At 42.7% G+C, this 24,132-nt stretch carries 20 protein-coding genes, 1 pseudogene and 1 riboswitch; of the genes and pseudogenes, 2 read left to right on the top strand and 19 right to left on the bottom strand.

The annotated features are described in order from the left end of the window. Positions 1 to 26: 26 nt before the first annotated feature. The 15 genes and pseudogenes from QM873_RS04680 to QM873_RS04610 form a co-directional block, all read right to left on the bottom strand. Positions 27 to 803 (bottom strand): alpha/beta fold hydrolase, encoded by a 777-nt coding sequence (locus QM873_RS04680; protein WP_414278903.1) that lies wholly within the window; start codon positions 801 to 803, stop codon positions 27 to 29. Positions 804 to 933: 130 nt separating this feature from the next. Then, complete coding sequence (locus QM873_RS04675) at positions 934 to 1,812, bottom strand: aminoglycoside phosphotransferase family protein (RefSeq protein ID WP_414260359.1); 879 nt, start codon at positions 1,810 to 1,812, stop codon at positions 934 to 936. Positions 1,813 to 1,932: 120 nt separating this feature from the next. Next, on the bottom strand, positions 1,933 to 2,361 hold the full coding sequence (gene aac(6') / locus QM873_RS04670; protein ID WP_414278902.1) for an aminoglycoside 6'-N-acetyltransferase: 429 nt from the start codon (positions 2,359 to 2,361) through the stop codon (positions 1,933 to 1,935). Between the two features lie 212 nt (positions 2,362 to 2,573). Beyond that, positions 2,574 to 3,944, bottom strand: coding sequence for a 23S rRNA (uracil(1939)-C(5))-methyltransferase RlmD (gene rlmD / locus QM873_RS04665; protein WP_414278901.1), 1,371 nt, complete (start codon positions 3,942 to 3,944; stop codon positions 2,574 to 2,576). 64 nt (positions 3,945 to 4,008) lie between these two features. Continuing rightward, complete coding sequence (locus QM873_RS04660; protein ID WP_462217795.1) at positions 4,009 to 5,334, bottom strand: LCP family protein; 1,326 nt, start codon at positions 5,332 to 5,334, stop codon at positions 4,009 to 4,011. After that, the gene (gene pheA, locus QM873_RS04655) at positions 5,331 to 6,185 is read right to left on the bottom strand and encodes a prephenate dehydratase (protein WP_414278900.1); all 855 of its coding nucleotides are present in this window, start codon (positions 6,183 to 6,185) and stop codon (positions 5,331 to 5,333) included. The genes QM873_RS04660 and pheA overlap by 4 nt, the downstream gene beginning before the upstream one ends. After that, complete coding sequence (locus tag QM873_RS04650; RefSeq protein ID WP_343093702.1) at positions 6,176 to 6,661, bottom strand: shikimate kinase; 486 nt, start codon at positions 6,659 to 6,661, stop codon at positions 6,176 to 6,178. Before QM873_RS04650 ends, pheA begins: the two co-directional genes overlap by 10 nt. Then, positions 6,654 to 7,937, bottom strand: coding sequence for a 3-phosphoshikimate 1-carboxyvinyltransferase (aroA, locus tag QM873_RS04645; RefSeq protein WP_414278899.1), 1,284 nt, complete (start codon positions 7,935 to 7,937; stop codon positions 6,654 to 6,656). Before aroA ends, QM873_RS04650 begins: the two co-directional genes overlap by 8 nt. Before the next feature lie 117 nt (positions 7,938 to 8,054). Continuing rightward, positions 8,055 to 8,393 (bottom strand): annotated as a pseudogene (locus QM873_RS04640) (YlbF/YmcA family competence regulator). Positions 8,394 to 8,495: 102 nt separating this feature from the next. Continuing rightward, positions 8,496 to 9,602 (bottom strand): prephenate dehydrogenase, encoded by a 1,107-nt coding sequence (locus QM873_RS04635; RefSeq protein WP_414278898.1) that lies wholly within the window; start codon positions 9,600 to 9,602, stop codon positions 8,496 to 8,498. Positions 9,603 to 9,614: 12 nt separating this feature from the next. Continuing rightward, the gene (aroC, locus tag QM873_RS04630; protein ID WP_287515774.1) at positions 9,615 to 10,781 is read right to left on the bottom strand and encodes a chorismate synthase; all 1,167 of its coding nucleotides are present in this window, start codon (positions 10,779 to 10,781) and stop codon (positions 9,615 to 9,617) included. Positions 10,782 to 10,801: 20 nt separating this feature from the next. Continuing rightward, a complete protein-coding gene (aroB, locus tag QM873_RS04625; RefSeq protein ID WP_195549933.1) occupies positions 10,802 to 11,866 on the bottom strand; it encodes a 3-dehydroquinate synthase in 1,065 nt (354 codons plus the stop codon). 101 nt (positions 11,867 to 11,967) lie between these two features. Then, positions 11,968 to 12,843 carry a shikimate dehydrogenase gene (aroE, locus tag QM873_RS04620; protein ID WP_342992007.1) on the bottom strand — a complete coding sequence of 292 codons (876 nt, stop codon included), beginning with the start codon at positions 12,841 to 12,843 and terminating at the stop codon, positions 11,968 to 11,970. Continuing rightward, positions 12,833 to 13,510 carry a type I 3-dehydroquinate dehydratase gene (gene aroD / locus QM873_RS04615; protein ID WP_342992008.1) on the bottom strand — a complete coding sequence of 226 codons (678 nt, stop codon included), beginning with the start codon at positions 13,508 to 13,510 and terminating at the stop codon, positions 12,833 to 12,835. Before aroD ends, aroE begins: the two co-directional genes overlap by 11 nt. Next, a complete protein-coding gene (locus QM873_RS04610) occupies positions 13,507 to 14,670 on the bottom strand; it encodes a class I SAM-dependent rRNA methyltransferase (protein ID WP_342992009.1) in 1,164 nt (387 codons plus the stop codon). The genes aroD and QM873_RS04610 overlap by 4 nt, the downstream gene beginning before the upstream one ends. A gap of 243 nt (positions 14,671 to 14,913) precedes the next feature. Between QM873_RS04610 and QM873_RS04605 the strand changes: the two genes are divergently transcribed. Continuing rightward, the gene (locus tag QM873_RS04605) at positions 14,914 to 17,100 is read left to right on the top strand and encodes an LTA synthase family protein (protein ID WP_342992010.1); all 2,187 of its coding nucleotides are present in this window, start codon (positions 14,914 to 14,916) and stop codon (positions 17,098 to 17,100) included. 312 nt (positions 17,101 to 17,412) lie between these two features. Here QM873_RS04605 and pulA read toward each other — a convergent pair whose 3' ends face one another. From pulA to QM873_RS04585, 4 genes are all read right to left on the bottom strand, one after another. Further along, positions 17,413 to 19,710 (bottom strand): type I pullulanase, encoded by a 2,298-nt coding sequence (gene pulA, locus QM873_RS04600; protein WP_414278897.1) that lies wholly within the window; start codon positions 19,708 to 19,710, stop codon positions 17,413 to 17,415. Between the two features lie 76 nt (positions 19,711 to 19,786). Next, the gene (locus QM873_RS04595) at positions 19,787 to 20,755 is read right to left on the bottom strand and encodes a diacylglycerol kinase family lipid kinase (protein WP_195323816.1); all 969 of its coding nucleotides are present in this window, start codon (positions 20,753 to 20,755) and stop codon (positions 19,787 to 19,789) included. An 8-nt stretch (positions 20,756 to 20,763) separates the two neighbouring features. Beyond that, the gene (gene ligA, locus QM873_RS04590) at positions 20,764 to 22,722 is read right to left on the bottom strand and encodes an NAD-dependent DNA ligase LigA (RefSeq protein WP_414278896.1); all 1,959 of its coding nucleotides are present in this window, start codon (positions 22,720 to 22,722) and stop codon (positions 20,764 to 20,766) included. A gap of 290 nt (positions 22,723 to 23,012) precedes the next feature. Next, positions 23,013 to 23,522, bottom strand: coding sequence for a QueT transporter family protein (locus QM873_RS04585; protein ID WP_048716949.1), 510 nt, complete (start codon positions 23,520 to 23,522; stop codon positions 23,013 to 23,015). Further along, a riboswitch (PreQ1 riboswitch) is annotated at positions 23,520 to 23,656 on the bottom strand. It overlaps the preceding gene by 3 nt. 28 nt (positions 23,657 to 23,684) lie before the next feature. Between QM873_RS04585 and QM873_RS04580 the strand changes: the two genes are divergently transcribed. Further along, positions 23,685 to 24,122 (top strand): GtrA family protein, encoded by a 438-nt coding sequence (locus QM873_RS04580; RefSeq protein WP_287515929.1) that lies wholly within the window; start codon positions 23,685 to 23,687, stop codon positions 24,120 to 24,122. Positions 24,123 to 24,132 lie beyond the last annotated feature (10 nt).

Genomic DNA, 24,132 nt, shown 5'->3' with positions numbered 1-24,132 from the left:
CTGCTTTCTAAATTAATAACGTATAATCAATCATTATTCTCCAAAAACGGCTCCACCAAATCGATCCACTCTTGAGGCAGGTAAGCTGATAAATAGCCATGGTTATAGCCCTTTGCTTCATACAGGATCGTATTTGGGTGTAGCTGCTGAAATAATTTCGCCGATGCTTTCACACAGTTTAATTCTTTTTCACCATAGATATACAGAACCTGGGCCTTACTAGCAGAAATCGTGTCCTTTAGCTTGTAACGTCCCATATAGGTTTTGTAAATGGTCACCAATGTTTTGATAGGTGTCCTTGGCAGATCCTTTAAATAATATGCTTTTATTTCCTCTGGATAAGCCAGTTTAGGATAGAGTTTGTCCATCATGCTTAATTGAAGTTTGCAAGAGAATTTACTGAACATCAATTTACCAAATAGAGCTACTAGAAAGATGCTGATTTTAGCTAGCTTTGGTTGAGGAATACAGAGGCTTCCGTCTATGATGACCTTCTCAGCTATCTCGCTGTCTAAAGATAAAAGCTCCATGGCAATTTGACCACCAAGTGAAACGCCACCAATCGCAAACACCTTTCCACCACAGTTTGCTTTGACATAGTCTAGGATCTCCAAAGCAGAATCTTCAGTAGAAACATAATCGAGTTGATATTCTTCGCCGTGACCATTCAAAGTGGGTAGAATAACACGGTAGTCTTCTGACAAAATCCGTGCTTGACGAAGATAATTCCACCAAGAACTGCCACCGCCATGTATCAGCAAGATAGAAGGCAAATTCTTATCACCAAATTCATGGAATTTCATGTTTAAACTCCTTACTGTACCACTCCAACCTGTAGTGATAAAAATCATTTGTATTAAAAATAGTTAGATGTGTTTGAATTTGAGCAAATAATTGTGGCATATTTCCCAAATTGATATTCCAACGTTTACATTATTCAGTCTTCTTCTTGTTCAAGTACCAACTAGGAATGATTTTCTTCATATCATCATACCATTCTAAAATTTCCTTAGCTTGATGTTGCATTACTGATATTTCTTCAGCTCCGTATGGTACAGCCCATGGAAGAGCACCAACTATGTTATTTAGAATATAGATAGCGAGAAGCTTCCAAAATAAATCCGGAACCCTATGATCAAAATATCCATCTATCATACCAGACGCAAAAGAGGGAGAAACTTGAGCAGACCATACAATACGATTGAATTCCTCCCAAGGATCTCCCAGATCAAATCGATCAAAGTCAATGACATAAATTTTATGATCTTCACCAATCATGAAATTCCCGATGTGATAATCTCCATGTTGGAAAACCTGAGGTCTATCTTTTAACAATTCTCGATTTGCATTTAAAAAATCAATAAAGATCTGACCATTTTCATATTGAACGGGACATTCTTTGTATTTGGAGATTTTGTCATCAATTTTTCGATTATAAAAGACCTCCCAATCTTCACGAACTTCTGTAACAGGGAGTGAATGAATTTTTTGAAGGATTCTTCCCGCTTCTACTCCATAAGTATATTGTTGTTCTTTCGAAATAGTTAAAATGGTTTCTCGAGCATCTTTTCCGTCTATCCATTCGTGTAAAGAATGTACTTCGTCATCACAGAGTTCTATGCTAATCGGTTTACACATTGGAACTCCAAGAGAAGCTACTTTCTCCATCATATCAAATTCAAATCTTTTAGAATCTAACTTCTCCTTATCAGAAACACGCAAGAAATATTTTTTCTGTTTTTGATCTGTCACACAATATTTTTTATCATCTGACCAGCCTTTATTTATGGCTATCTTACTAATAAAATCCATCAATAACTCCTCGATTAACTTTACAACATTACTATATTCTTAACTAATGAAAAGCAATTCGTAGTCCGTCCATTCTTTTACACTTCCTAAAGATACATAAATTTTGACCACGTTCTGAAATTATAATTTCTTCTTAAAATGAATAATTCTATTTGCCTCCTGAAATCCAATATTGAGATGAAATCTTATAGAGTCCGTATTCGTTAAAGTACAGTCACTTGCAAATTCCTTACATCCTTTATTTTTCGCCCATTCCTCACATTTTGTACAGAGATTTTTAGCAATATCCTTTAAACGATATTCCTCGTCGACAATAATCCCTTCTAAAAATCCAACAGGACTATATTTACAGCCTTCAACATAATCAAATCTGAGTGAACATAGTGCTAGACCTACAATTGTGTCACCTTCAACTTCAGTAAAGATTGCAGTATTTTTTCCATTCGTATATCTTTTTACTTCATCAATAGCTTCTTTATCGGTCAATTGGGGCCATAATTGTTTCATTAGTTCAGCCGTTTTTATAGAATCTTTTGTTATTCCATCCATATTGATGTTCCTCCGCAAATTACAAGCAAATGTTTCGAATCATCCTGTTACTTTATTACTCATTGATTGATACTAATACCATACCCTTCTACTTTTCGCTGTCTCAGATTGGAAGAGCAGAGTCGCACACTCAGCGGTTCGAACTTACCGTATCATTTCGTCGGTTTCCCCCTCATTCTACGAGTCCTATCCCATGAGCGGAGCATCTACTTCTACTTCGCAGATGCCTCAGCTCGTACAAGTAGTGATACTGCCTCAACATGATGCGTCTGCGGAAACAGATCCACCGGTTGGACTTTCTTCAATTCATAGCCCAACTCTTGGTAGAGTTTGATATCACGCGCCATGGTGGCGACGTTACAGGAGATATAGGCGATGCGGTCAGCGCCTGTTTGGGCACTTGCTTTAATAAAGCTTTCGGTCAAGCCCTTACGTGGTGGGTCAACCAAGATCACGGTTGGTTGGATGCCTTCCTTGAGCCAATTCTTCATAGCATTTTCAGCTGTATCACAGACATAGTGGGCATTGCTGATACCGTTCAATTCTGCGTTCTTCTGGCTATTTTCAACGGCTTCAGGGATGACTTCGACCCCATAGACCTCCTTGACATGTTTAGCGACTGATAAGCCAATGGTCCCGATTCCTGAATAGGCATCGATCACGACATCATCTTCTCTTAACTCCGCAAAGTCAATGGCTGTCTGATAGAGCTTCTCTGCCATTTCGGTATTGACCTGGTAAAAGGCTGGCCCAGAGATTTGGAAGCTATTGCCCAACATTTGATCGGTAATATAGTCTTGACCGTAGAGAACCCGCCATTCTTTCCCAAAAATGGCATTGGTATTCTGATCGTTGATATTTTGCATAACGGATTTGATGGCTGGGAATTGCTTGATTAACTGCTCGATCAACTGGTCCACACGGAAAACCTTGGGACGAGTGGTGACCAAAATGACCATGATTTCTCCTGAATAGTGACCTCGGCGGACCACAAGATTGCGAATCAAGCCAGACTGTTCCTTTTCATCATAAGGCTTGAGGTCAAACCGACGAATCAAATCTCGAAGAGCCAAGACCACTTGGTCAATGACTGGATCTTGGATATAGAAGTCTTCGATCGGCATCAAATCATGAGAGTTCTTGCGAAAGAAGCCTGTCTCCACCTGAGCATTGACACGACGAACAGGCACCTGGGCCTTGTTACGATACTGGACGGGATGGTCCATCCCCAAGGTCAGGGGCACTTCGATATCAGAGATTCCTGCCATCTTGTAAAGGCTATCCTTAACCTGCTTGGCCTTGAATTTCAGCTGCTCCGGATAAGCCAGGTGGCCTAAGTCAGCAATGCCGCTTCGCAAGTAAGCCAGGTCTAGCTCTTCATTGCGGTGAGGAGATTTTTCCAAGTACTCCTCTACTTTTCCGTAGCCGATTTTCTTATTGACCTTTAGCACGCGCATGCGGATCACTTCTCCTGGCAGGGCATTCTCCACAAAAAAGACCAGGCCATCGACCTTAGCCACTCCTGCTCCTTCGTGGGTCAAATCGACAATCTCAACCGTTACAATTTCGTTTTTCTTTAACATGGTTTTCAATCTTTCTACAAATTAAAAGGGATGGAGTTTTCAAAACTCCTATCCCTTAATTATATCATCTTAAGCCCATTTGGGACAATTTCTTTTTATAAGCATCGAAATCGACCAGCAAGCCTTGACCACCATACATATCGTAGGCATCGACCCAATCCCCATTTTCTGGAATTGTAATGCGTTCAATCCCCTTGCTGGCACTTCCGACTAAGCCAATCCCGTTGGTCAATAGGAAGGAGAAGGGTACATTGGTCGAGGTCATAGCGAAGACCTTTCCTAGTGCTTCAGATCCAGTAAAGAGCTTAGTTGGATCCTTGATTTGGTGCACAATGGCAGACATGACTTCTTGTTGGCGTCTTGTCCGTCCAAAGTCGCCCTCATCATCTTTACGGAAACGAGCATAGTTGAGGAGGGTCCGGCCGTCCATCCGTTGTTTTCCGACCTTAATGGTCTGATTCGGAACGACCCCATCCTTCATATTCAAGTCATCCGGGACTTCAACCTCAGAGACGGTTTCACCATCAATAGTAGAGAACTGAGCATTCATCTCCACCCCATTCGGGAAAAGGGTATCAATCGCTGTCGCAAAGGTTTGGAAATCGACCATGGCATAGTATTGGATATCAATGTCAAAGTTATCTTTGAGCATTTGACGGACCAATTCTGCTCCTTGGTTGTTATTCTGCTCTCCAATGGTAAAGGCTGTATTCAACTTCTGGTCATAGTAATCTTGATATTCTGGATCTGTTTGTTGGCTTACGCCATCGATATGTACCAGAGTATCTCGCATAAAGCTGACCATTTTCACCTTGCCGTCCTTGTTGTTGACATTGACCACCATGATGGAGTCCGTTCGCGTCTCAGATGAGCTTTCCCCAATCCGACCATCCGTTCCCAGGATCAGGATATTGACCCCGTCTTTGGTCTTCTGACCGTTAAAATACTCTTTAACAGCTGGTTGGGCGTTAGTCCCACCAGGTTTGCTATTCAAGCCTTTGAGGAACATAAAGAGCATACCACCAAGGACTAACAAGAAGAAGATAGCTATCCATTTTAAAATACGTTTGAAGCGGATTTTTTTTCCCTTCTTACGCGTGGGAAGGGCTGCTCCTTCCTCTCGATTCTTTTTATTGGTTTTTGGTTTGTCCTTCCGGCTACGTGATGGATAGACTGGTAATTCGTTAGAATTGTCTTCTCCTCTACTTGAAGGAGAAACTGACTCTTCTCCTCTTTCTGAAACGGGATCATCTTGGAATCGTCCCTCTGATTTATTTTTTAAGTACTTGTATTCCAACTGCTCTTTTTCGTTCAGGTAATGGTAGTTGGAATAAAGATAATCCAATCTCTTTTGTTCATGATAGGATAGGTTTTCTGATTCTCTACTCATACGTTCTCCGTTTCATTGTCGTTTAGCACATAGACCCAATAGCGGCCTAAGGTTTTGATAGATACCCCCAGGGACTCCAGTTCTTGATAGGCAGAAGCAAACAGTGCTTCGTCAGCATCCACCACATCGATGATAAAAAAATACTCCCCTAGGGCCGTCTTCAAAGGACGACTTTCAATTTTTGTTAAATTTAATTCTCTTGAAGCAAATGTAGATAGGGCCTGGCATAAGGAGCCCGCAATATTACTTGGTAAGGTAATGGCCAAACTATCCTTACTAGCAGCTTTCTTCAGCGAGCGACTGCCTTCAAAAGGTCGCTGACCAAGGATCCAAAAGCGGGTGAAATTTTGATCCATTTCCTGAATATTACTAGCTACCACTTCCAAACCATATTCATCCTTAGCCTCCAAAGGCGCAATGGCTGCAATAGGAAGTTCCGGATGTTGAGAGACATATCGAGCTGCATAGGATGTCGATGTTGTCATCTCTAGTCTGGCTTGAGGGAAATGCTCCTGTACATAGGCTTTCCCTTGGGCTAATGCTTGAGGATGCGAATAGATCACCTCAATGGCTTGATCCTGCTTAACAGCTAAGAGTTGTTGCTTAATGGGATAGACCACTTCTGCAATAGCCTGAAAATGAGCCTGGTGAAAGAGGTAGTCAATCGTCTCATGGACACTGCCTTCGATAGAGTTCTCAACAGGGATAACCGCATAATCTACTTGGGCGGATTCATAGGCTTTGATCACTTCTGTGATAGACCCGTATGGACATAATGTCGCCTCTTCAAAACTTTCAAGGGCTACATGATGGGTAAAGGATCCCTTAGGACCGAGATAAGCTACAAGCATCGGATAATCTCCACAATTTCTTCTGGTGTCTTATCAGCAACATCAATCACATGTGTGGCTACTTCTTCATATAGGGGCAGGCGTTGCTCATACAAGGCACGAAACTCTTCTGGTTTTTTATTAAGAAAGAGGGGGCGCTTAGTTGCAGGATCCGCAGCCAGTCTTTGATAAAGCCGCTCAAAATCAATCCGCAAATAAATATTACAAGGATTCTTCTTGAGAAGCTCACGATTTTCTGGCTTAAGGACGATGCCCCCACCAGTTGAAATGACCGAGCTCTCTTGATTGAGTAACTCATGCAACAAAAGCGACTCTTGCTGGCGAAAACTGTCTTCTCCATAGCGAGCAAAATAGTCAGAAATCGGCATTTCTAGGCGTTGAACTAGAAGTGCATCCATATCTGCAAAAGCTGGATCCAATAAAGAGCCAATGGTCGTTTTCCCTGCTCCCATAAAGCCGAGTAGTACTTTAGGCATGAGACACCTTTTGTAGATCAGCAAAGAAGGTAGGATAGCTGGTATTTATAGCTTCAGCACGCGCAAGCTCCACTTCACCTTCTCTTACAAGCAGGGCTGCAATAGCTCCCATCATGCCGATCCGGTGGTCACCAAAGGTCTGCAGGCTCGCACCATGTAAGGGCGTTTTCCCCTCAATAATCATCCCATCCTCTGTTGGGGTGATGGTTGCTCCCATGGCATTTAGACTATCTGCCACTACTTGGATGCGATCCGTTTCCTTGACTTTCAATTCTTCAGCATCTTTGATAATGGTTTGGCCAGAAGCTTGGGTAGCTAAAAGGGCAATGATTGGAAGCTCATCAATCAAGCGAGGAATCAAATCACCCGAAATTTCCGTCCCATGGAGATCAGAAGTCTCTACGACAAGCGTCGCAGCCTTAGCAAGGGGATCAACATCCAAGATTTGAAGCTTGCCTCCCATTTTTTCAATAACCTCTAGGATACCTGTACGAGTCTCATTGATCCCGACATTCTCTAGACGAATCTGACTATTAGGGACAATCAAACCAGCTACTAACCAAAAGGCTGCACTGGAAATATCACCTGGTACCGTCACCTCACAGGCTTGGAAGCTTTGAGGCCCACGTAGGCGAATTTCTTTGCCCTTCACGCTGATATGGCCACCGAACTGCTGGATCATATCTTCGGTGTGATTCCGTGTCAGTTCTTTCTCTAGAATGACTGACTCCCCTTCTGCTTGCATGGCAGCAAATAGAAGAGCTGACTTGACCTGAGCAGAGGCTACCGGTAATGAATAATGGATTGGTTGTAATTCTTTTGTCCCATGAAGGTGAAGAGGAAGCATATCTCGCGCAGTTTGACCCTGGACAGTGACTCCCATTTCTCGAAGGGGGATCGCCACCCGATCCATTGGTCGTTTGGACAAGCTATCATCTCCAACCATGGTAACTGGGAAGGGACTTCCTGCTAAGACACCCGCTATCAATCGAGTGGAGGTACCTGAGTTCCCCATATCCAGATCATTCTTAGGTTGTTGAAAGGCTTCGAAGCCTTTTCCCTCAATGGTGATCACTCGACCATCATCTTGGATAGAGACACCTAGGTCTCTAAATACTTGAATAGTGGATAAGACATCTTCACCACGTAGGATATCATAGACCTTAGTGGTTCCATGTGCAAGGCTACCAAAGATAATCGAACGATGACTGATCGATTTATCCCCCGGAACACGAATGATTCCATTTAAACCCTTACAATTCGTTTGTAATTTCATGGCTTACCCCTTCAAGCTTTTCTAAAAATTCTACCATAAAAAACAGCCATTTTCAACGTTCACTTGGAAGGTCCTCTAAGATGGGAGAGAAAAAGAGGTGGGCTCTCCACCTCTCCCTTATTTAAATAAATCTTGAACTGGATCAAAAATAATCCGTTCAATATCTCCTAGATAAACAGACAATTGCTGTTGTTTGGTGAAAAACTCATTAACAATTGGGTTTCCTTGTAATTTTCAAGCGAAGTCTTGCATTTTCTTTTGTTGGTCTTCAGTTGGCATTTGTCCAGACTGGATGACTCCATGAATTTCTTGTTGGAAAGCCAGGTAGTCTCCGAATAACGCTTTTGCATCGGCTTCGGCATCAATGGCTTCCTTACTAGCAAGGACAGCCTTGTATTCTGGTAAGTCACGAATTCCGCGTGACAATTCATTGGCTAGATCATAAATATTTGACATGTAATTTCTCCTTAACGATTTGGTTTTGTTCTATTATACAAAGATTCTGGTAGATCTTGTGGTAGAAACTGCTATTTTTGTAAAAATCCTACTTAGGACCTACTATTTGATCACCACACTATAATCCGTTTGCTCGGTGATCAGGGCTTCAGCCCGCGCTTGATCTGCAGCCGTCTTAAAGGAAATCTGAAGGATCCCGTAGACATCTTCCCGGTTTTCTTCATTAATATGAATATTGACCAAGGAGGTACCACGAAGCAGCTCCAAGATCCGAAGGATGACATCTTCTTCATCTGGGACATCCACAAAAATATCGAAGGTACTTTCCACCCCTCCTCTCTTATGGATCTGCATATGCTGCCGTTGGTTTCGACTATGGTCAAAGAAGGACCAAATGGCATCCTCTTCTCCTTGGCGAATCATATCAGCAACTTGCTCAAGACGATCCTTAAAATCCGCTATCCGCTCGAGAACAGCAGCTGGATTGGACAGTAAAATAGAAGTCCACATGCTAGGCTCACTCTCTGCAATCCGCGTCATATCACGAAATCCTCCTGCAGCAAAGCGACCAGCTAGGCTATGCTCCTCTGTATAAGCAGCTGCTTGTCCCATCAGGGTAGCCGCCAATACGTGAGGAAAGTGGCTGATCTGAGAAGTAACCCGATCGTGTTCTATTGGATCTACCTCGATGAAACGGGCTCCAAGCCCTGAGAGGAGGTCCTTCAATTCCAAGACCGCACTTGGGTCTGTCGTAGCTGTTGGCGTAAAAATATAGTAGGCATTTTCAAAGAGGGTGGAGTCAGCTGAGGCAGCTCCCGTCTTATGACTCCCCGCCATGGGATGCCCGCCGACAATACGGACTGGGAGATGTCTAAAAGCATTTTCCCCAGCTTCTACAATGGCCCCCTTGGTGGAGCCCACATCCGTCACAATGACTCCTTCTTTCAGTGGCATTCTCGCCAGTTGCTGAAAGGTTTGAATCGTTTGTTTGACGGGCAAAGAGACGATGATAACATCTGCACGACTAGCAAATGCTTCAAGATCAGCCGTCACCTCATCAACAATTCCCTTCTTTAGAGCAATATCTCGTGAGGCTTGACTACGATTATAGCCTAGTAAAGTCACTTGCGGATGGGCTTTTCGGATCCCCATAGCTAACGAAGCGCCAATCAGTCCTAGACCGACGATATAAACAACCTTTTCTTCCATCTATTTCTCCAGTTAGAAAGCTTTGGTATAGGCCCGATGACGCTCGACAGCTTCCTTCAATTCTTCCAGATTATCAGAAGAGAACTTGTCCAAGACTTCTGTGGCTAAAACCGTTGCCACCACAGCCTCCATGACAACCCCTGCAGCTGGAAGCGCTGTTGGGTCACTCCGCTCCACCGTTGCCTTATACGCTTCGTGTGTTTCAATATCGACACTCATGAGGGGCTTGTAAAGAGTCGGTATTGGTTTCATAACACCACGGACGATAATCGGCTCTCCATTGGTCATACCACCTTCAAATCCACCCAAATGATTGGTTCGACGAGTATACCCATCCTGCTCAGACCAGAGAATTTCATCCATGACTTGACTGCCTTTTCGACGACCTGCTTCAAAGCCTAGCCCGAACTCTACACCTTTAAAGGCATTGATAGAGACAACCCCTTGAGCGATCTTGGCATCCAATTTCTTATCCCATTGGACAAAAGAACCCAGACCGACAGGCACACCACCTACAATCGTTTCGACGATTCCTCCGATGGTTTCCCCTTCTTTCTTCACGCTATCGATATAGGCCTTGATTTCCTCTTCTCGCTCTCGATTAACGATGGAAACTTCTGATTGAGCGACCGCTTCCTTGATTTGGGAAACTGTTAGATTTTCCGGAACCTCTACTTCGATTCCTCCGAAATTGACGATGTGGCTGGCTACTTGAACCCCAATCTCTTCCAATAGACGTTTGGCTACTGCACCAACTGCTACTCGCATGGTTGTTTCCCGAGCCGATGACCGTTCCAAAGAATTTCGCAAGTCATCGAAACGATACTTGATGCCACCGACCAAATCGGCGTGGCCTGGACGAGGCTTGGTAATTTTCCGAAGCCCCTTCTTCTTTTCCTCCACATCACTGACAGACATGATCTCCAACCATTTTTGATGGTCTAGATTGGTGACATTCAAGGTGATAGGACCTCCCATGGTCAAGCCATGGCGAACACCAGAGGTGATCTCGACCTGATCGCTTTCAATCTTCATCCGTGCTCCACGACCGTAGCCACCCTGGCGACGTTTTAATTCGACGTTGATATAATCAGCGGTCAAAGGGAGCCCTGCTGGCACTCCTTCGATAATAGCTGTAAGTCGTGGTCCGTGTGATTCTCCTGCTGTTAAATAACGCATGCTATCTCCTTTGTCGCTTTCTAGTGTAAGAAGTCTCTCATTTCTTCCAATGGGACTGGATGGATTTGACAAGTCCCGATTTCTGGTACCAAAACGAGTTTCAATTGATTGCCCCTGGCCTTCTTGTCCAAGGTCAAGGCCTGATAAAGCTTTTCCTTATCCCAAGTATGGAATTCTACTGGTAAGCCAAATTTTTGACACATTTGGCGAATAGCCTGCGTTAAACCGGCTTGAACCAATCCCTTAGCTTCTGCCACCTTAGTAACTTGCACCATTCCAATCGCTACGGCTTCCCCGTGCATGACCTGGCCATAACCGGCTGTTGCTTCGATCGCATGGCCAAGGGTATGACCAAAATTTAGATATAGGCGAATGCCTTGGTCTAGCTCATCTTCGACGACCATCTTGCGCTTGACTTGACAGGAATGGGCAATCAGGGATTCTGCATGCTCATAAATAGACTCAATGGAGCCATCCATTTGATCCAGTTCTTCCCATAAGGCAGGATCTTCGATGAGACCGTACTTAATGACTTCCCCCATGCCCTCGATCAACTCGCGCTGGCCAAGAGTCCGCAACACTTCAGGGTCAATCAATACCCCATCCGGTTGGGCAAAGGTTCCTACCATGTTCTTAGCATAGAGTGTATTGACTCCGGTCTTACCTCCGATAGAGGAGTCAACCTGAGCCGTCAAACTAGTCGGTACTTGAACGAAATGAATGCCCCTCATATAGGTAGAAGCTACAAAGCCAGCTAGATCACCAACAACACCACCTCCAAGAGCGAGAATGCCGTCTGATCGTGTCATGCCATTCTTGGCTAAGAATTCATAGACTTTTTGAACGGTCGTCAGATTTTTACTAGCTTCTCCTTCTAGGAACTCATAGCTAATTACTGTAAATCCTTCACTTTCAAGGCTTTTTACCACCTGACTTGCATAAAGAGATCCTACATGATTGTCTGTTATGACTGCTACTTTTTGAGCTTCCCATAAATGACTGAGCCAGGTTCCAACCTTTTGGATCGCTCCATTCTCAATGACAATCTCATAACCATTCTTTGGTAGATCAACATTCACCTTCATAAGTATCTCCTTTCAAATCCATGTGAAAAAGATTACAATTTCACTATTGTATAAAAATAGAAAACAGAGCATACTTGATTAAGTTTTTCTGTTTTCTTCCATCATTTTTCTAATACATAATCTGGGTATTCCAATTTCAAAGCTTGCCAGACTTCCTCTTCCGGGAAAGTTTTATCCGTCATCAGTTCGAAGGCAACGGCAGCTTGTTGGAAGAGCATTCCCAAGCCATTTAAGGTTTTTGCCCCTTGTTCTTCTGCTAATTGAAGAAATGGTGTCTTGGCAGGAAAATAAGCTAAATCAGCCACTAGACAACCTTTAGGAAAGATAAAGTCTTTCGGAATAGGGAGAGAAGACCCGTCCATTCCTATTCCTGTAGCATTGATCAATAAATCGGTCCCCTCTATCGTTGCATTTAACTGATCCCGACTGGATAAGTCATGAAGGACAATTGAAACAGCAAGAGCTTCAGATAGTGGAGCAAAGATAGCCTGATACTTATCTAAGCTTTCGGGACGAACAAATAAATGAATCTCGCCAACTCCTTGCCGACTGGCCTCTACAACAATAGCAGTCGCAGCACCACCTGCTCCTAAAAGGACAAGTTTCTTATTCTTTATCGAAAAAGTCTTGGGGAGACTCTTTAGAAAACCAAGTCCGTCTGTGTTGTAGCCTGTTAAACGACCATCTTTCTGAACAACCGTATTGACCGAACCAATAAGTTGTGCACTTCCATCTACCTGATCTAAAAATGGCAAGACCTTTTTCTTGTAAGGCATGGAAATATTAGCGCCCAACATATCTAGTACCCGTAACTGTTGAAGACTTTGTTCGACTTGTTCTTCTTCCACTTCCCAAGCAAGATAGACTGCATTGGTCGCGGTTAGTTGGTAAGCTTGATTGTGAATAAAGGGTGAGATACTATGACGAATGGGCTTAGCAATCACAGCCGCCATTCGCGTATAGCCATCAATCTTCATCTAAGATCTCCCGAATCTTGTGCATGCTGGACAAGCTAATTTGTCCTGGTGCACTTTCCACTCCTACACTAGCATAGGACCAAACAGAACCAGTTAAATCGGCAGCAATGCGAGAGATTCGGCCGATTTTCCCCATAGAAATGGTAACGAACTCTTGTTCTGGATTTAGCGTCTTAAAACCACGTGTATAGTTCATTAGATCCAGAACATCCTGCTCGGTATGAGCCATTACAGATACCTTGACCAATTTCGGTGTAAAGCTGGTTAACTCTGACATAATTTCCATCATGTTTTCAGGGGTTTCCTGGAAATTATGGTAGCTTAAGACAAGATTGGAATAATCCATCATCTGATTGAACTCGTCCTGGTGACCAAAGTACTCAAAATCGACATAATCCGGATGATAGATGTTGTTGATATCATGGATAATCGCTACGTATTCTTCACCAGAAAGTTCAATTTCTCCCCCCTGTTCCCGTGTTCGCAGGGTAAATATAATCTCACGACCGGCAAATTTTTCAAAGATGGCAGGCGCAACTTGCAAGATATCATTCTTATCCAAATAATCCGCACGCCATTCAATGACATCTGCTTCCTGATACCGACTGGCATCAATGGCCTGTGCTTCTTCAAAATTTCTTGGCATTACAGAAACAACTAATTTCATTGATCCACCTTAATTGTAAAAACTTTCAAGTAATTACTACTTTCTTCTTTTTCATTGTATCGAAAATCAGCTGGAAGTCCTACCTCACTGATATAGCGATGTTTATGGCCTTTGAAGCCCTTTTCAATTTCTTTTTTAAATTTGTCTCGACTGACATTCGCAGCGTTGGTACTAGCAATCAAAATACCTTTTGGATTTAAAATTTCTAGGGACTGCTCAATCAGTTTGTGATAATCCTTCGCAACTGAGAAGGTACGCTTCTTATTGCGAGCAAAACTTGGCGGATCTAAAACGATCACATCATAGGTCAAGCCATGTCGCTTGGCATACTTATAATAATCAAAAACGTCCATGACAATAAAGCGGTGCTGGTCCAATTCTAGACCATTTGCCACAAAATGAGCTTCAGATAGTTCCCGACTACGCTTGGCGAGATCCACAGAGGTCGTCTCAAGTGCTCCTCCCATAGCAGCTGCCACTGAAAAAGCTGCCGTATAGGAAAACATATTGAGCAAGGTCTTGCCTGTTGCTAAACCATCTACTAAACTAGCACGCACTTCATGTTGGTCCAAGAAAATTCCTGTCATCAAGCCATCATTCAGAAAGACTTGGTAACGAACTCCATTTTCCAAAATACAGAAGGTCTCTGGAGCTTCTTGACCAAATAGATGAGCTGAATCATAACCGGGATCCTTAAAACGGATTTTTTCATATCCTCCCAAGACTTCAGGAAAAACTTCTTGAAAAGCTGAAACAATCAAGTCTCTGATTTGATAGACAAAGGAATTGTAAATGGAAAAGACGGCATAATCTTCATAAAGATCAATGGTTAAGCCACCAAATCCGTCTCCTTCTTGATTAAAAATTCTAAAAGCAGTATCCAATTCCGACTGATAATAAGACTGTCGTTTTGACTTAGCCTCAGCAAATAAGTGACAAAAGTAAGCCTGATCCAAGGTGATTTTCTTCGGAGAGATGACCCAACCAAGTCCCTTGTTTTGCTCGGAAAGGTAACCTGTCCCAACAAAGTGGCCCGAAGCTGTAACTAGCTCGACAACCTCATTGTCAAAGGGGAGCTGCCCAAAGTCAACCTTCTCTAAAATCTTATAACCTTTATGGATTTTCTTCTCAACTTGTCGGTTAATTGTCAGCTTTTTCATACTCTCTATTGTATCAAAATTTTCAAAATTTCACAAAGTCTCTTCCTTAAAAATACGATTAATAACAAAGTGATCTCCATCGTTTTAAACATTCTTGCTCTTTTTGTTTAGTAATAGATTACAAATCTCAATCTTAGACTTTCTATCCCTCATTATCTGCTTGCTTTATTTTCAAAACGATCTAAATTATGGTATACTGTTGTAAGAAAATTTTTAGGAAATAAGGCAAGGAAGTATATTTTTGTGAAAAAAATTACCAAAACGATACTCGATGCTATGAGTACCAGACTAGGATTTGTCTTTACCCTACTGTTGCTTTATTGGTTTAAAACCATGTGGGCCTATACAGTAGACTTTAATCTAGATATTCAAGGCTTCTATCAGGTTTTTCTTGCAATCATTAACCCGATACCGTTAAGTCTCTTATTCATCGGTCTCGCTTTTTATATTAAGAGAACCAAACTCTTCTATTTGCTATCTTTTAGCATCTATGTCATTTTATTTATCTGGTTGATATCCAATTCGATTTATTATCGTGAGTTTACAGATTTCGTAACTGTCAATACCATGCTAGCCTCTAGTAAGGTTTCCGCTGGTCTTGGAGCTGCAGCCTTAGAATTATTCCGTCCCTGGGATATTATCTATATTTTAGACTTCCCGATTCTAGCTTTCCTCTTCTTAAAGAAATTGGTCAAACTAGATCACCGTCCCTTTAACAAACGGGCAAGTTTTGCAGTGACTTCGCTCTCTGCTATGCTCTTCTCTGCCAACCTTTTCTTGGCAGAGATTGACCGTCCGGAATTGTTAACGCGTGGCTTCTCCAACTACTATGTGGTTCGTGCGCTTGGTTTACCTGCCTTTTTGGGTTACAGTGCCAACCAGACTTACATGGCCAATAAAGAACGATCAAAGGCTTCTGAGGTTGACTTGAAGCCAGTTGAAGAGTATGTTGCTAGCCATTATGCTCAACCAAACCCAGAAACCTTTGGACTTGCTAAAGGTCGTAATGTTATCTATATCCATTTGGAAAGCTTCCAACAATTCTTGATCGACTATAAATTGAAAGTCGATGGCAAAGAATACGAAGTGACCCCTTTTATCAACTCGCTCTACCATTCAAACGAAACCTTTGCATTTGCCAATGTCTTTAACCAGGTAAAAGCTGGCAAAACATCGGATGCAGAGACCATGATTGAAACGGGCTTGTTCGGTTTGAACCAAGGTTCCTTTATGGTGAACTACGGTGGGACCAATACTCAGCAAGCAGCTCCTTTCATTCTTTCTAAGAATGGCTACCAATCCAGTGCTGTTTTCCACGGAAATGCCGGAAGCTTCTGGAACCGTAATACAGCCTACAAACAATGGGGCTACCATTACTTCTTTGATGCCTCTTATTTTACCAAGCAAGATGATACCAACTCCTTCCAGTATGGACTTAATGATAAGATCATGTTGAAGGATTCCATCAAGTACTTGGAACACATGCAACAACCGTTTTATACTAAGTTCATTACCGTCTCCAACCACTATCCTTATACAACCAGTCTGATTGGAGACGAAATCGGCTTCCCTCTTGCAGAGACGCAAGATGAAACCATTAATGGCTATTTTGCAACAGCCAACTACTTGGATGCTTCCATCAAGGCCTTCTTCGATTATCTCAAAGCTTCTGGTCTTTATGAGAACTCCATTATTGTTCTGTACGGGGACCACTACGGTATTTCTAATTCTCGTAATCCAGCTCTGGCTCCTTTGCTAGATAAGAACTCTGAAACTTGGTCTAGTTATGACAATGCCATGTTGCAACGCGTACCGTATATGGTGGTCATTCCTGGTATGAACAAGGGGAAAGTGATTGAGACCTATGGTGGAGAGATTGATATGCTTCCAACATTAGAACACTTGTTAGGAATTGATTCTAAGAACTTCCTTCAAGTTGGTCAAGACTTGTTATCTCCAAATCATAGCCAAATCGTAGCTTTCCGTTCTGCTAACTACTTTGTGACTCCTGAGTATACAAGTTACAGTGGCCGGACCTATTACACCAAGACTGGTGAAGAAATCACCAATCCAGACGAATCAACGAAAGAGCAACTGGATAAAATCCGTGAGGCAGCGAATCTACAACTCAAGATTAGTGATAGTATCCAAACAGGAGACCTCTTACGATTCTATACAGGAAATGATCTTGGAAAAGTCAACCCAGATGACTACTCCTACAATAACTCGATGAAAGCATTGAAGAAAATTGAAAAAGAAAAAGGGGATGCCTCAACCAGCCTCTATAGCCAAAATGGCAATCAATCAACAGTAGATTTCTTCAAAGCGCCAAGCTATAAGGAACTCCACCCTGAACAATTCAGTTCATCTTCTTCAAGTGAAGATTCCAGCTCAAGTAGCTCAAGCTCATCTTCATCAGAAAAAAAATAAGATTGGGACCTCCCAATCTTATTTTTGAATATAGACAAACTGTTTTTACTTTAAGGAAGCTGGACTGTTTTTCAAAATAAACTTCTATTACCTTGGATTATTAAAGCAAATCTAAAACTTTCCGCTGTGAGAAAAGTACTTGAAACACTATGTTTCAAGTACTCGGGAGTTTTGAAACTTTAGGTTCAAAACTAAGTCTTGGAACTTCAGAGAAGTTCGCTGACGTCCGGACTCACCTAAGGAAAGTTTTTAAGAGAGCATTATCTTCTATTTGAAATAAGATTGGGAAATCCCAATCTTATTTTTTTTTATTTATTTCTTCCATTCAAAGACAGATGCTGTTAAATTCTCTACATAGAATGGACGTTTGTTTCGGCTATTTCCAACAAGGAGCTCAAGATGATTTGCGTTCTGGAGATAGAATGGTAGTCCACTGGTGTTAAAGATAACATAATAGTGTTTATCCCAGGTCAATTCAAAGACCACAACACCACTACCCATATCGGCAGTATGGACAAAGACATGTTGATAAATCTCCTCATAAGATTCGAGGGACAAGGCAGGAAGTGTCTTCTTCAAATGAATGATTTGACGAACATATTCGATTGAATCCTTATTGACAGATACTAAATCCCAATCGACTTGGTTGACGGCATCAGGCGCATTATAAGAATTCATAGCCCGTTCTCGATCTTCCTGTGTCACTTCTCCATCTTCGCCCGTTGCAACTAGTTTGGTTCGTAGGAACTCTTGTCCAAGCTGCATAAAAGCCATCCCTTGGAAGAGGAGATTCATGGCTGTCGCCATTTCTACCTGCTTCTTAATTTTTTCCTGAGAATCATTTGGGTGGACATAAGAAAGTAAATCGTAGAGGTTGTAGTTGTCATGGGCTTCTACATAGTTGAGGACCTGGCTTGGAGTTAGGAAGGATCCCAACTCTGCACTTCCCAGAACGGAACGCGCAATGATGTCTTCTGTAGACTTCCGACTAACATAGCCACGTTTGATGGATCCGAAGACTTCAGCTCCCTTAATGGCATCTCGAGAGGTATCATTAAAGAAACCGACTTGGGCCATTTGATAAGCATTGTCCTTTTTGGCTTTATCTTCTGGAGCCAATCCTGTCCCCATATCCCAACCTTCTCCATAAAGGAGAATCCGTGGATCAATTGCGTCCATGGCTTCACGGATTTCATTCATGGTATCCACATCGTGAATCCCCATTAAGTCAAAGCGGAAACCGTCAATCTTATATTCTGTTACCCAATGAGTCAAGGAATCAATCATGAATTTGCGGTACATCTCATGCTCACTGGCCGTCTCATTCCCAACTCCTGTACCATTTTGGAAGGATCCATTTGGATTCATCCGGTAGTAATAATCAGGAACCGTTGTTTGGAAAGCTCCATCTTCTATCGAATAAATATGATTATAGACCACATCCATGACTACCGAAATACCCGCTTCATGATAGGCGTGTATCATTTCTTTTAACTCGCGCATGGTGGTCTTAGGATCGTGAGGTTTGGTCGAGTAACTAGTCTCTGGAGCAGAGTAATTCTGCACATCGTAGCCCCAATTGTAGAGGACATTCCCCTCTTCATCATAGGTCTTATAGCGGTCGGTCACTGGTTGCAGTTGAACTACATTGACCCCTAATTCCTTGATATAGTCAAAGGCTGTGGCATCGCCTTGGGCGTTCTTTGTCCCAGTCTGGTGAGCTCCTCGGTAGGTTCCTCGATAGGCTTCATCCACACCGGAAGTCGGAGAGATGGTCAAATCCCGGACGTGCATTTCATAGACAACCGCCTGACAAGGATTATCCAGACGCCAGTCAGCCTTTTCATAAGCTTCTGACTGAAAGGCAGGGAAGATGCAATCCTGATGAGAAAGAATGGCAGATTTTTTACCATTTTCACTGGTAGCGATCGTATAAGGATCACGCGCAACCTCTGTATGGTAATCAAAATAAACCTTATACTGATAGGCTAGTCCACTGAGGTTTCCCATGACATCTGCATACCAGACACCACAGTTATTGCGAACATGGTCGCTAGATTCTCTCTGACCACGAACCATTGGGACAACCTTCCAGACCTTGCTGTCATTGGCGACAGAATCATAGATAAGAAGGTCTACTTTATTGGCAGTAGGTGCCCAAAGTTTAAAGCGGTAATCATCATCTTGCTGACGATATCCCAACCAACCCTGATAGCCCCATTTGGCATCAAATTCTTGGTAATGGGTCGCCATATCAAAAGCGTGTGGCTTCCGACGGCTGTATTCATGACTGGTCATTGCAGCCTGCAAGGAATAATAAACGGTGTCATCTCCTTGAATCAACCAGACTTCCCGCACTTTCCCTTCTGGCAAAAGCTCGATATGGTATTCATCCGACTGACTAAGCCAGTTTCCTTCCTTGATGATGACATGGCCAATGTGTTGAGGTGTCTCACAGTTATAAACTAAGAGCCCCTCAACTCCAAAATAATCGAGCTTGGAGAAGGAGACTTCCTCTCCCCATACTCCTTCATGCCACTTCCACATATCACGGGCAAAATAGTCACCTACGGGATGATGGTAGTGGATTTTTACTTGATACTGATGCATCCTATTGTATTTCCTATTTCCTAATTAACTAAGTAAGAAGAAACTGGCATTGCCCACTCTCAGCAATGTTTCTCCATTATTCTTCTAATTTATATTCTGAATGAACCAGAGCATCGTCATTAATTTCATCGATGTTGGCAAAAAATTCTAAGTGATTGTGAAAGACTTCCAGTTCTACTGGCGTATCGCCACCATATTCACCATCTAAATTGATTTTAAACTCTTCCTTGTTGTCCAAAACTTCAATCTTCAATTTAGAAGTCTTGAGGTATTCAATATTTGAATCGTTGACGTGTTTTCCACCATTAACGGCTTGCATAATGAGGGACAACATATCAAATAATTTAGCGGTTTTCACTAAAATCAAGGTGAAATTCCCATCATCAAGTTTAGCATCTGGCGCCACACTTTCAAAGCCACCGATTGAATTGGTCAAAGCCACGAAGACAAGCGAAACTGGTCCAACATAGACCCCATTGTCGTGCTCAATCCGCACCTTGCGGGTTTTATTCTTAGGGAACTTCTTCACTGCCTCCGCTACGTAAGCAAAGTAGCCATAGCGCGACTTCACCTCACTCGGCACACTAAAGGTCAATTCAGACAAAGTCCCTGCAGCGGCAATATTGATAAAATATTTACTTCCGTAAGCACGGCCAATATCCATTTGAATGGTTTGATTCTTCTCAATGATCCGCGCAGCCGCTACTGGATCACCCATCGGAATCTTCAGAGCACGTGCGTAATCATTGGTTGTACCAGTAGGTATAAAAGCCATTTTTGGACGATGTTCGAGGCTAGCAACCCCATTGACCACCTCATTAATGGTCCCATCTCCCCCGGCAGCAACGATCAAATCAAAACCGGCTTTTGCAGCTCGCTCTGCTTCTAACTGGGCTGATAAAGGCTCAGGAGTGGTCTGATAGGCACTTGTTTCGTAGCCTACATCCTCTAACACATCCAAGACTTCTGCGATGTTCTTTTTAATGATTTCCTGACCAGAAGTCGGATTATAAATCACTCGTGCTTTTTTAATCTTATTTTCCATACATGCCTCTATAAACTTTCAAGCCAGGCTTCATCCTGTATTTCGATCGATAATTCCTGAGCTTTACTTAATTTACTTCCCGCATCGCTACCTGCAACTAATAGGTCTGTATTCTTGGACACGGAGCCTGTGACTTTTGCCCCTAAGGCTTCTAATTTAGCCTTAGCTTCAGAACGTGTTAGTCGTTCCAGTTTACCTGTTAAGACAACTGTTTTACCAGACAATGGTGCATCTGCTGCGACCTTTTGCCCCAGGTAATCTAAGTTTACCCCAGCATCCTTAAGCTCTTCTAAAAGAAGTTGAGAACCTTCTAAAGCAAAGTAACGCTTGAGACTTTCTGCAACCACCATTCCTAAACTGTCTATCGCCGCAATCTTTTCAACCTCTGCCTCTGCTAAGGCTGGAATGGAATGGAATTCCTGGAGCAAGAGCTGGCTAGCCTTACTTCCCACATGACGAATTCCCAGTCCAAACAATAGTTTTTCAGCAGAATTTCCCTTTGATGACTGGATCGCATCTACTAATTTTTGAGCAGATTTTTCTTTAAAGCCATCCAATTGTAAGAGATCATCCACGGTCAAGCGATAAATACCTGCTACATCTTGAACCAGTTCTTTAGCAAACAGTTTTTCAACCACTGCTGGCCCCAAGCCTGTAATGTTCATGGCATCACGGCTGGCAAAGTGGGCGAGTCCTTCTTTTATTTGAGCCGGACAGCGAGGATTGATACAACGCAAGGCCACTTCATCTTCAAAATGAAGGAGCTCGCTCTGACAACTCGGACAGTGACTCGGAATCTCTAATCTTTCTTCCGATACTCGTTTATCCATGACAACTCGCAAGACAGCTGGGATAATGTCCCCGGCCTTATAAACAATGACCGTATCATCTTTGCGAATATCTTTCTCAGCAATGTAATCCACATTATGGAGGGTAGCTCGACTGACCGTCGTACCTGCTAACTGAACTGGCGTCAAATTAGCCGTTGGTGTCACCACTCCTGTCCGACCGACTGTCCAATCAACTGACAAGAGTTTCGCTTCTTTCTCCTCAGCTGGGAATTTGTAAGCCACTGCCCATTTTGGAGCCTTGACGGTAAAGCCAAGTTCTTCTTGGACAGCCAAGTCATTCACCTTAATCACGACCCCATCGATATCATAAGGAAGTTGGTCGCGCATGGCTGCCACTTCTTGAATATAGGCCCAGACTTGCTCGATACTAGTCGCTGTCTTGTGATGAGGATTGACAACAAAACCGAGACGGTTTAATTTGGCTAATACCTTCTCTTGGGTCGCTTGATCAGTAGGACTAGCTTCCTGGTAGAGGAAGGTCGCGAGCTTGCGCTCTGCAACAATCTTTGTGTCCAACTGTCTAAGAGTACCGGCTGCCGCATTTCGAGGATTCGCAAACTCTGCCTCTCCATTTTCTTGGCGGGACAAATTTACGGCATCAAAAGACGCACGGGGCATATAACATTCTCCTCGAACGGTTAAGGTAAGAGGTTCCGGTAAGACTAGAGGAATATCGCGAACTCGCTTGAGGTTTTCTGTGATATTTTCTCCAATGCTCCCATCCCCCCGTGTAGCACCCGTTTCAAGAACACCATCGACATAAGAAAGTGAAATAGATAGGCCATCTATTTTTAACTCACATACATAGGTGACAGATGGAAATTCCTTACGAACCCGTTGGTCAAAGGCCACCAATTCTTCATAGGAGAAGGCGTCCTGTAAGCTATAAAGCGGGTAAGTATGCTGGTATTTTTCAAATCCTTTGAGAATAGTTCCTCCGACCCGATGGGTTGGACTATTGGGTTGGACCAATTCTGGATGAGCTTCCTCTAACGCAACCAGTTCCCGATAAAGCTGGTCGTACTCATAATCTGATACGGAAGGAGCATCTTTTGTATAATATTCTTCTGCATATTTGTTTAATAAGTTTACTAACTCTTTTATTCTGGTTTCCATATCTCTATTCTACCATAAAAACGCTTTACTGTGGCCTTTCTGACTACTTCACATGCGAAAAAATATCGTTTTTCAAAAGAGATCGGAATCGGTCTGGACATCAAAAAAGAGGCTGGGACAAAAGTCCTAGCCTCTCAATTGTCTTTGGATTATCGAGCAAGACGCAGTTGTTGAGTGGGCTCTACTACGCTAATTTCATCAGCTTTTACAGCCCTACTCAACTGTGCGGAGGTGGGACGACGAAATCGTATTCTAACGAATTTCCGATTTCTGTCCCACTCTCTAGTGAATTATTGAGTCAAATCAATTCGTTGGGCAATCTTTTTGATCAAAATAGCTCCGACAATCAGGGAAGCAAATTCACCCAAACCAGTTGTCAACCAATTCAAGAAGAATGGTGTTTTGTTTAGAATATGCAATTCTAGGGCAATCGTGAACATAGAGAGGGCAAAGAAAATTGAGAATAAGAAATGGTCCTTGCGAATCCATCCATTAAAGAGATCTGTCTTTTCATAGCGTTTAAAAAGATAGACTCCAAGTGTAACGAAGACCAAGGTAGATCCACCACCAACGATCACGTCGACGATTCCATAACTCAAGAAGTTAGAAATCATACACCCAATGGTAACGGACCAAATGTATTTCCGATTGTAGAAAGCCATGAAGTTGAGCATTTCAGAAACACGAAATTGGATCTCGTTGCTTCCGATGGCATTCAACGGGGGCGTAATGGTCAAGGCCACATAGAGAGCTGCAACTAAGGCAATCTGTGCCAAGTCACGAACAGTATAGTTTTTCATCGTTTTCTCCTTTAGCGGTTTTCCCGCGTCTAATATGCTTGGTGAAAGAAGCTAAGCACCAAGGGTTGATTTTTGCTAATGAAGTTCATCTGAACGAGTTGCATTCAACAAATCAACTTTATAAGTATAGCACAAATAAGGGAATTATGATAGACTAATTGTATGAAAAAACTAGTCCATCGAATCTTTGATAATGAAATCTTAGCCTACCTGATTTTTGGTGTTGCTACAACGATTGTTTCTGTTGCTACTCGGCTGATTGTTTTCCAACTGACAGACCAGGAACAACTAGCTACCTTGATTGGAAATATTTCAGGAATACTTTTTGCCTTTGCTACCAATGATACTATTGTCTTTAAACAAGAAAGAAAAGGCTGGTTGAAACGGTTAATTGTCTTCTCTTTTGCTAGAATGGGGACACTGGTGCTGGACCTCCTGATGACTACCATCTTTGTAACCCAGTATCCACAAATCATCGGTCAGTTCGTTAATATGAATCGGACGGCTATCAATACCATCGAAACCTTTGCCGCCCAATTTATGATTGTCATTTTGAACTATGTTTTCAGTAAACTATTTGTCTTCCGAAATAAGAGATGACATCTCATTA

The organism is Streptococcus australis, from assembly GCF_047463015.1.
Lineage (GTDB): Bacteria > Bacillota > Bacilli > Lactobacillales > Streptococcaceae > Streptococcus > Streptococcus australis_F.
Note: the sequence above shows the minus strand (reverse complement) of the source record. Positions and strands in the feature narration are given on the sequence as shown.